Origin of the sequence: Gardnerella vaginalis (genome assembly GCF_001546455.1) — a bacterium.
Classification (GTDB): Bacteria; Actinomycetota; Actinomycetes; order Actinomycetales; family Bifidobacteriaceae; genus Bifidobacterium; species Bifidobacterium vaginale_B.
This window is the reverse complement of sequence record NZ_KQ956825.1, coordinates 157,558-167,246: the sequence shown is the minus strand read 5'-3', so window position 1 is coordinate 167,246 and position 9,689 is coordinate 157,558. Positions and strand designations below refer to the sequence as shown.

Here is a 9,689-nt window from a genome sequence, read left to right as displayed (position 1 = left end):
CCTCTGCGTTAGGGGCGCAGAGAAAAATTTGCCTTTGCGGTTTCCCGCGTAGTTCCCCGTGAACTAGGGATTCACTGGTAACTGACTTAAAAGATACAGCATGCTATGGCAAAAATCAACCAAACATTCAGCTAACGTTAAGGTTTGGTCTAAATATTTTATTGTAAATCTACTAAATTAAGAGTTTTTACCGTAAATTTTACACATAAATCGCGAATAAGCCGTAAAAATACGCATTTCAAGGTTTTTAAAGAATTTTCCCAGGTTTTTTTAAGGAAAGACTTTTCGGGTGTGTCGCACGCGACGACCTGCCTTTTCGCTTGAGAAGCGTAGCGCGAAAAGGCAATTCGGAGCGCTGAGCTTGCTCAAAGTTGAAAGCACACCGTGCTTTCAACGCAAGCGAAGACGTGAGCGCGGCTAATCTGCGTGCGAGTCGACGATTTCGAGCTGCATAATGCGCGAGAAATCACCTCGACTCGCTGAGCCGCTCAGGCAGAAGCACTGCTTCTGCGCGGCGAAGACGTTCGCGCGCGTAGACCGCGCGAACGACGACCTACATTTCCGCTTTTTGTTGCTAATTTTGGCGTTTAGAACTACAAAGTCGGGAAAAATTTGCGCTTTTTGTAGCTGATTTTGTGGTTTTGAACAACATTCTCGGGAAAATCGGGTATAGGCCAACAAAAAAACGCCACTGTGCGAGCAGTGGCGTTTTTGCGTTTGTGGAGTCGCGGGGAATTGAACCCCGGTCCGGAAACCGTACCCTCGGTCTTCTACGTGCGTAGTCTGCTGGCCATTCGGCAATTTTTCTGCCCCCATGTTATTGCAGACAATTCATGGCGAGCATATCTACAGTAAAAGTCCCTGAATCGCCCTGCAGCTCGGCAATTCAAGCAAGTCTTCTAATGACGTTTAGCACCACCCCGAAGACGTGAGTGGGTAAACGGAGCAGCTGCTCACTGGTTAATCCTGGCGCGAAGCTCAGGCAGCAAGAGCGAACTCAGTGCGATTAGATTTAGCACTTATTCTTTTGCGAAAGGACGTTTACGAGCGGACTTTCGCATTCTCGGCACGCTTCCCCGCGGCGAACAGATCACCGTCGAAACCGATCGACCCCTTTTAATTTATCAAACTGGTTTATCAAACTAATGATTAAACACTAACCAATGATTAAACACTGGCAAAAGCCAGAATAATTATTATAAATAAATACAGTGATAGAGTCAACCTGTTTTAAGTTTAATTGCTATCGCCAGCAGTGCCACTATCGCCAGCGCCACCAGCAGCGCCCTCAGCACCAGCACCGCTAGCAACGCCCTTGGCAAGCTTCTTCGATTTTTCAACAAATCTTCTATTAACAACAAACGTACAAATTGACACAACAAACACGCAAATAAATATTGTAACGTTTCTAGCTCTAGCATTTCCAAGGCTCTTTACAGCATTAGCATGAAGAGCAACAGCAGACTCCGCCGCAATAGTGGTCTCTACCTTACCGCCGCTAACGCTAACGGTTTTACTGCAATCTTTAGACTCGTAAACATTGCAATATTCGCCGTCTGGCAAATCGGTTTTATAACTCACTTTTTGCGGCTTTTCCGTGTTGTTAATCGCAAGAAAACCCTTGTTTCCTCGGCTAAACGCAACGTTATTATCGTCGTCATCTTGCCAATTAGTAACCTTAGTGCCCTTAACAGCGTTGTAGAACCCAATCATTCCGCGAATCGAAGTCCACCTTTGCGTACACTGCCATCTGGAACCGCTTGCACAACTTACATCTGGAATCGAAGTGCTTGTTGCCCCAGGCGCTCCCTCGTCTCTTTGCGTAAACTCATACCCCGAAAACACGTTTGGGGTCCCGTACGGGTACGCAAGCATAAACGCATTTGCAAGCTTATACTTTTCGCCATCTTTGTACGTTAAAACTCTGCTTGCATTATCTCGCTCAGTATCCCAATTTGTAACAAAAATCGCAGCTTTTTTGCTTGGAATCAACTTATCTGTAATATTCTTAAGATTTTCAATAGAACCGTAAAAATAATTACGCAACCTGTAGGAGTATTGAAACTCCTTAACTTCGCCCGTTTCCAAGTATTGGTCTGGCTCAATTCTAGGGTCTTCTTCCCCAGGCGCCCCGATTGTTTCTTGCATCCACCAAATCTTATCTGGCGTTGTTCCAGCAGCCTTAGCCGCCGCCGCTTTTATGCCTTTTACATCTTGCGGAGACATATGCTTTACGGCATCTACCCTAAACCCAGCAACTCCAAGCTTTAGCATGTACGCAAAGTATGCTCCCAAAGTTTGCTGAACGTGCTTGCTAGACGTGTCTAGGTCTAAAAGCCCAACAAGCCTATTATTCCAAACAACTTCAGCTTTTTTGTAGGTTCCTATGCTTTCTGTAGATTTGTGAAAATCATCTTTTGTATACCCAGCATCTGGGAACGATTGATTTGCAGCATCATACTTGCTTCCACCAACGCCAACGGTATCTTTGTTTGCAAAACCACTAGTGTGATTTATTACAGCATCTACTACTATTCCCACTCCAGCAGCTTTGCAAGTTGTTACCATATTTTTAAATTCTTCTTCGTTGCCAAGCTTTGAGTTGACTTTATAGCTTACTGGCTGGTAACTTGTCCACCACTGATTGCCCTTAATATGGTCTTGAGCTGGCGATACTTGCACGTATTTTACGCCTTCTGGGCCGTACGTTTTTTTGCATTCCTTGGCTATGCTTTTCCAATTTTGTTGGAATGCTGTTACGATTACGCCTTTTTCTGCAGTTTTTTGAGATGATTTTGAGCCAGCATATGCGATCGCTGGGCTGCTTGCGACTACTGCTCCCGCCAAAACGGTAGCAACACAAGATGTTATAGCCGCAACTCTTGCCAACACAAACTTTAACTTTACAAACGCCTTTTTATTAAAGCCTGTAAATGCTTTTATGCCGTGGATCATCGTTGTTCCTTTCTGCAAGAATTGCGGCTTTGCTTTGTTCTTACTTCACTCCTTATATATAGAGCTATGTAGGACTATATTAGTCCTATCTATTCCCACTCTTCTTTTCCAAACGTCCGACATATCCCAAACCATTAAAAATACTAGACTCTATTTTTTAGAGTATCACCAAATCCACCTAATTATAAGACGTTTTCAGATTTTTAGTCCCGTCCCAGTCCCAGTACCGGAGAAATTATAATTGTTCCGAACTAAGTTTATATCAATGTTTAATCCGAAAGCCTTGGGACATAGTTTTTAAATATTCCAAATACTTCCTCGTGTTCCTTATTTCGCAAAATAGAAATAACTGTATTTAAGTAATCATTGTCTTTTAAACTAAGATAATGGCCTATTGATTTAGCTAAGCCTTTTTCATTAAACATTTCCAACACTTTTTTGTAATTATTACTTATCAATGCTTCTTCATATGAATTTAATGTTTCTTCATAAATACTGTCAGCATTAATACTTTCAATAGCATTAGTGAAACTATCTTTTGTATTTATTTCAGAAATTTCAGCCATGGATAATTCATACTTTATCTGAGATACTACATTTTTCCTAACCTGACTATAAATTTGATTACCAAATCTTTGCTTAATTATATAATTATTAATATTACTAAAAACATCACTAAAATTCTTACCTAAATGATTTGCTACAAAACTTATCAGTTCTTCTATAACAAATAAATTTTCCACTTCTGAGACCTTTAATGTATAAATATTATCTTTTTCTAATTTATTTATTTCAACCTCTGTCCTAAAGTCGCGGTCAATTATTCCATAAACATTATAGTTATGAATATTTTGAGTTGATTTAAAGGATTTTGTTCTCATGATAACCTGCATACAGCTTCCACAAGGAATAATAAAATAATTAGGGTATAAGATAGAGTACAATTGAGTATCAAAACTACTCTCTTCTCCTTCTACAAACAAAATATTTTTACGTGACCCTAAAATATCAAATAGCAACTTTTCTGGTAATTCATTAGAAATTATTTTTTCTAAATCCCAATTTTCCCCATCGTAATATTTCACCCATATCTTTTCTGAATTTTTATGAGAGGCAGCAAAATTTGTATCATGTGTTATATAAATAAATAAGCAATCAGAGCGATATTCTTCTAAACTTTCCCATAACTTATTCATTATTGTTCCATGAAGATGTATTTCAGGCTCGTCGATTATTAGTGTTTTATTTTCAGGAATAGCTAAAACTTGTGAAGCCAAGTATAGTACTGCTCTTTCTCCGTCACTCATTTGATTTGCAGAATACTTTTCAGAAGGCTTGATTACTTCATGGGCATAAAATTTAGAATCTTCAAACAGAAGATTTCTTTGCGGAAATATACTATTCCATATTTCCATTAGTTTGTCTATGACAGTCAAGGGAGTTTTTGGCTTAACTAAATTGTTTTTTTCCGCATTTTTACAATTTTTAAAATATTCTAATGTCTCATTGTGATACATTGCTATTAAAGCTGCCAATACATCATCAAAATCATCTATCAGCTTAGTAGTTTTAGACTTTCCCCAATTCCATCTAACTGTTTTATCACGTCTTTTAACGATATCTTCATCATCTGTTCCGTAAATTATTTTATTCTTTGCATCATCATAATTACTAAGCGGTAAATTAGGATTAAAATTAAGATTTCTTTGGGCTCCAATTCGGTGAACAATATCAGAATCTTGATCTTCTATCCACGCTCCTAATTTACTTTTCCCACTACCATTTGCTCCTATAATTATTACTGAATTATTATTTATTGTGTGTTCTTCAATACCACCATTAGTTTTAGGTAGCTTATATTTATAACTTTTCAAATTCTTCAACATATTGCTCACCTCTTAAACTTAGCTTCAAATTAATACAATCGTTTTATTTAAATCTAACTTGAAGATTTAACTTAATAAAATGGTTCTATAATAAATGTTGGAGTCTAGGTGGATCTCAACATTTATTATAGAACCATTTAAACTACGGTCTAATTTTTTGTTCAAATCTAAACCACTTGGAACTATTATTTAGTTTATTCTTTTTTACTTCCAGTACCATTTGAGTACCAGTAGCCATTTTTCATTCTCTTTATAGCTTGTAATTAAGGCATTTTAGAAAATTTTGCGATTACTCCCACTCGATTGTTGCTGGTGGCTTAGATGTAACGTCTAACACAACGCGATTAATCTGGCGACATTCGTTTGTGATTCGAGTAGAAATCTTGGCTAGAACATCGTATGGAACTCGCGACCAATCAGCGGTCATAGCATCCTCAGAGCTTACTGGGCGAAGCACGATTGGCGAGCCATATGTGCGCTCGTCTCCCTGAACTCCAACAGAGTGAACATCTGCCAAAAGAACAACTGGGCATTGCCAAATATCGCGATCTAATCCAGCTGCCGAAAGCTCTTCGCGCGCAATTGCATCTGCTTCTCGAAGCACAGCTAAACGCTCGCGCGTAATCTCGCCAACAATGCGAATTCCCAACCCTGGGCCTGGGAACGGCTGGCGCCACACAATAGCGTCTGGAAGCCCAAGCTCCGTACCAATTGCGCGAACTTCATCCTTAAACAAAGTGCGCAAAGGCTCAATAAGCTTAAACTTTAAGTCCTTTGGCAAGCCGCCAACATTGTGATGCGACTTAATATTTGCAGCGCCATCCCCGCCGCCAGATTCCACAACATCTGGGTAAAGCGTGCCTTGTACAAGGAACTTAACTTCTGCTCCAGATTTGCCAGCTTCTTCAATAACTTGTCGCTGCGCTTTTTCAAATGTGCGAATAAACTTTTCGCCAATAATCTTGCGCTTGCGCTCTGGCTCGCTAACACCCTTAAGCGCATCTAAAAAGTCATCTTCTGCGTCTATTGCAATAAGCTTAATTCCAGTGGCCTCAACAAAATCGTGCTTAACCTGCTCAACTTCGCCTTTTCTAAGCAAACCGTGATCCACAAAAACGCAAGTGAGCTGATCTCCGATTGCTTTATGCACTAGGGCTGCTGCAACAGCGGAATCAACTCCTCCAGAAAGTCCGCAAATAACCTGCGCACTGCCAACTTCTGCGCGAATCTTTGCAACCTGATCTTCAATTATGTTAGAAGGATTCCAATCATTTTCCAACCCTGCGCACTCGTGCAAGAATGTGGAAATAAGCTTTTGACCTAAAGGCGTATGCTTGACTTCTGGATGCCATTGCACTCCGTAAAGCTTGCGATTTTTGTCTTGCATAGCCGCAACTGGAGCGCCTTGAGTGTGAGCAAGCACCTCAAATCCTTCTGGCGCGCTCTTAACTGCCACTCCGTGGCTCATCCAGGTACTTTGATCTGCTGGAGAATTAGCAAGCAATCCTTCTGCATCGTCAATAGTTGCATGCGTTTTTCCGTACTCGCCCAATGCAGCTTTATCTACAACGCCGCCAAGCTCGTGAGCCATAACTTGGAATCCGTAGCAAATTCCAAGCACTGGAACGCCCGCATTAAAAATCTTTGTGTCAATTTTTGGCGCTCCTGGCTCATAAACGGAAGCAGGGCCGCCAGAAAGAATTATGGCTTTTGGATCTTTTGCCAGCATCTCTTCTACTGGCATGGAGTGTGGAACAAGCTCCGAATAAACGTTTGCTTCCCTCACTCTTCTAGCGATTAGCTGGGCATATTGGGCACCGAAGTCAACTACAAGTACCGGACCGTTTGCCATGATTCTCCTTATATATAAGAAACACATTTAGAAACACATTTATAGGTGATTCAATTTATACTAATGGCGCTTTTAGACGTTGGCGTTGTGCGAAACGCCGCAACTTAACAAATCATAAAAATTGTAAAAATAAACAACCTTGACATAACAACAAAGTTAACATCAAATATAACATAATTGATACTTTTAAGGTGATTTTTGTTAACACTTTAACACATTTTTTCAACAAATTCGCACGTAGTAACTAATCAAACGCACAAAAGTCAAAAGCTATTACTATACTGAAAAAGATGGAAAAAGAGGCGAATACGTTTGTTTTTTAGCCTCTATAACCAAATGGTAATGATTAAAATTGCACTGAAAAGTGCTTGAGTACAGGAGTACACATGACGAGTCCTGTTATTGGCACCCCTTGGAAGAAGCTTAACGCTCCAGTTTCCGAGGCGGCCATCGAAGGCGTAGACAAGTACTGGCGTGTTGCCAACTATCTTTCAATCGGCCAAATTTATCTTCGTAGCAACCCTCTAATGAAGGAGCCGTTTACTCGCGAAGACGTTAAGCATCGTCTAGTGGGTCACTGGGGTACCACTCCAGGCCTTAACTTCCTTATTGGCCACATTAACCGTTTCATTGCTGAGCATCAGCAGAACACTGTGATTATTATGGGTCCAGGCCACGGCGGCCCAGCTGGTACTGCTCAGTCTTATCTTGACGGTACCTACACTGAGTACTATCCAAAGATCACCAAGGACGAAGCTGGTTTGCAGAAGTTCTTCCGCCAGTTCTCTTACCCAGGTGGCATTCCTTCTCACTTTGCTCCAGAGACCCCAGGTTCCATCCACGAAGGTGGCGAGCTTGGTTACGCTCTCTCCCACGCTTACGGCGCTGTTATGAACAACCCAAGCTTGTTCGTTCCAGCAATCGTTGGCGACGGCGAAGCAGAAACCGGTCCTTTGGCTACTGGTTGGCAGTCCAACAAGCTCGTTAACCCACGTACCGATGGTATTGTTCTTCCAATCTTGCACTTGAACGGTTACAAGATTGCTAACCCAACCATTCTTTCCCGCATTTCCGACGAAGAGCTTCACGAGTTCTTCCACGGCATGGGCTACGAGCCATACGAGTTCGTTGCTGGCTTCGACGATGAGGATCACATGTCCATTCACCGTCGCTTCGCCGACATGTTCGAGACCATCTTCGACGAGATTTGCGATATTAAGGCCGAGGCTCAGACTAACGATGTAACTCGCCCTTACTACCCAATGATTATCTTCCGCACTCCAAAGGGTTGGACTTGCCCTAAGTTCATCGACGGCAAGAAGACTGAAGGCTCTTGGCGCTCTCACCAGGTGCCACTGGCTTCCGCTCGTGATACCGAAGCTCACTTTGAGGTTTTGAAGAACTGGATGAAGTCCTACAAGCCAGAAGAGCTCTTCGACGAAAACGGCGCTGTGAAGGAAGACGTTCTTTCCTTCATGCCAAAGGGCGAACTCCGTATTGGCGAAAATCCAAACGCCAACGGTGGTCGTATCCGCGAAGATCTTAAGCTTCCAAAGCTTGAGGATTACGAGGTTAAGGAAGTTAAGGAATTCGGTCACGGTTGGGGTCAGCTCGAAGCTACCCGTCGCCTTGGTGTTTACACCCGCGACATCATTAAGAACAACCCAGATTCCTTCCGTATCTTCGGCCCAGATGAGACCGCTTCCAACCGTTTGCAGGCTGCTTATGAAGTAACCAACAAGCAGTGGGACGCAGGCTACCTCTCCGAATTAGTCGATGAGCACATGGCAGTTACCGGTCAGGTAACCGAGCAGCTCTCCGAGCACCAGATGGAAGGCTTCCTCGAGGCTTACTTGCTCACTGGTCGTCACGGCATTTGGAGCTCTTACGAGTCCTTCGTACACGTTATTGACTCCATGTTGAACCAGCACGCAAAGTGGCTTGAGGCTACAGTTCGTGAGATTCCATGGCGTAAGCCAATCTCCTCCATGAACTTGTTGGTATCCTCTCACGTATGGCGTCAGGATCACAACGGCTTCTCGCACCAGGATCCAGGCGTAACCTCCGTGCTCTTGAACAAGACCTTCAACAACGATCACGTAATCGGCATCTACTTCCCAGTAGATTCCAACATGTTGCTCGCTGTTGGTGAGAAGGTTTACAAGTCCACCAATATGATCAACGCAATCTTCGCTGGTAAGCAGCCAGCTGCTACTTGGTTGACCCTCGACGAAGCTCGCGAAGAGCTCGAGAAGGGTGCTGCAGAGTGGAAGTGGGCTTCCAACGCTAAGAACAATGACGAAGTTCAGGTTGTTCTTGCTGGTGTTGGCGATGTTCCACAGCAGGAATTGATGGCCGCTGCCGACAAGTTGAACAAGCTTGGCGTTAAGTTCAAGGTTGTTAACGTTGTTGACTTGCTCAAGTTGCAGTCCGCTAAGGAAAACAACGAAGCTTTGACTGACGAAGAGTTCACTGAGCTCTTCACCGCTGATAAGCCAGTCCTCTTCGCTTATCACTCCTACGCACATGACGTTCGCGGCTTGATCTTCGATCGTCCAAACCACGACAACTTCAACGTTCATGGCTACAAGGAGCAGGGCTCCACCACCACGCCATACGATATGGTTCGCGTGAACGACATGGATCGTTACGAGCTTACCGCTGAAGCATTGCGCATGGTTGATGCTGCTAAGTATGCCGACGAAATCAAGAAGCTCGAGGACTTCCGCCTCGAAGCCTTCCAGTATGCAGTGGACAAGGGTCTTGATCACCCAGACTACACCGATTGGGTATGGCCAGGCGTTAAGACCGACAAGCCAGGCGCTGTCACCGCTACCGCTGCAACCGCTGGCGATAACGAGTAGTTTTAAGCTATCAACGCTAAAATTGCTTAGCTGATTTTTAGGGAGTCAATCGAAAGGTTGGCTCCCTAAAAAATTAGTCGCACAAAAAAATTAATAATAAAACACATAAAAAATCAGAATTTCCGCTTGTTG

The 9,689-nt window shown here is 42.9% G+C and carries 4 protein-coding genes and 1 other RNA gene; 1 reads left to right on the top strand and 4 read right to left on the bottom strand.

Annotated features, from left to right (window positions below):
* Positions 1-717: 717 nt before the first annotated feature.
* The 4 genes from ssrA to guaA all read right to left on the bottom strand — a co-directional run bounded on the left by ssrA (position 718) and on the right by guaA (position 6,693).
* Positions 718-1,114, bottom strand: a transfer-messenger RNA (tmRNA) gene (ssrA, locus tag HMPREF3216_RS05945).
* Positions 1,115-1,236: 122 nt separating this feature from the next.
* Entirely contained in the window at positions 1,237-2,955 is a 1,719-nt protein-coding gene (locus HMPREF3216_RS05940; RefSeq protein ID WP_081091021.1) for an alpha-amylase, read from the bottom strand.
* A 269-nt stretch (positions 2,956-3,224) separates the two neighbouring features.
* Positions 3,225-4,841, bottom strand: a complete 1,617-nt coding sequence (locus tag HMPREF3216_RS05935; RefSeq protein ID WP_060787365.1) for a DUF4435 domain-containing protein — start codon at positions 4,839-4,841, stop codon at positions 3,225-3,227.
* 289 nt (positions 4,842-5,130) lie between these two features.
* Positions 5,131-6,693: a glutamine-hydrolyzing GMP synthase gene (gene guaA, locus HMPREF3216_RS05930; protein ID WP_060787364.1), complete on the bottom strand. Its 1,563-nt coding sequence runs from the start codon at positions 6,691-6,693 to the stop codon at positions 5,131-5,133.
* A 386-nt stretch (positions 6,694-7,079) separates the two neighbouring features.
* Here guaA and HMPREF3216_RS05925 point away from each other — a divergent pair, with 386 nt between their 5' ends.
* Positions 7,080-9,557: a phosphoketolase gene (locus tag HMPREF3216_RS05925; protein WP_060787363.1), complete on the top strand. Its 2,478-nt coding sequence runs from the start codon at positions 7,080-7,082 to the stop codon at positions 9,555-9,557.
* The last annotated feature ends 132 nt before the right edge of the window (positions 9,558-9,689 follow it).

Excerpts from the sequence above, each read along its gene's own strand:
- HMPREF3216_RS05940 (WP_081091021.1), bottom strand. The coding sequence starts at position 2,955 with ATGATCCACGGCATAAAAGCATTTACAGGCTTTAATAAAAAGGCGTTT.
- HMPREF3216_RS05935 (WP_060787365.1), bottom strand. The coding sequence starts at position 4,841 with ATGTTGAAGAATTTGAAAAGTTATAAATATAAGCTACCTAAAACTAAT.
- guaA (WP_060787364.1), bottom strand. The coding sequence starts at position 6,693 with ATGGCAAACGGTCCGGTACTTGTAGTTGACTTCGGTGCCCAATATGCC.
- HMPREF3216_RS05925 (WP_060787363.1), top strand. The coding sequence starts at position 7,080 with ATGACGAGTCCTGTTATTGGCACCCCTTGGAAGAAGCTTAACGCTCCA.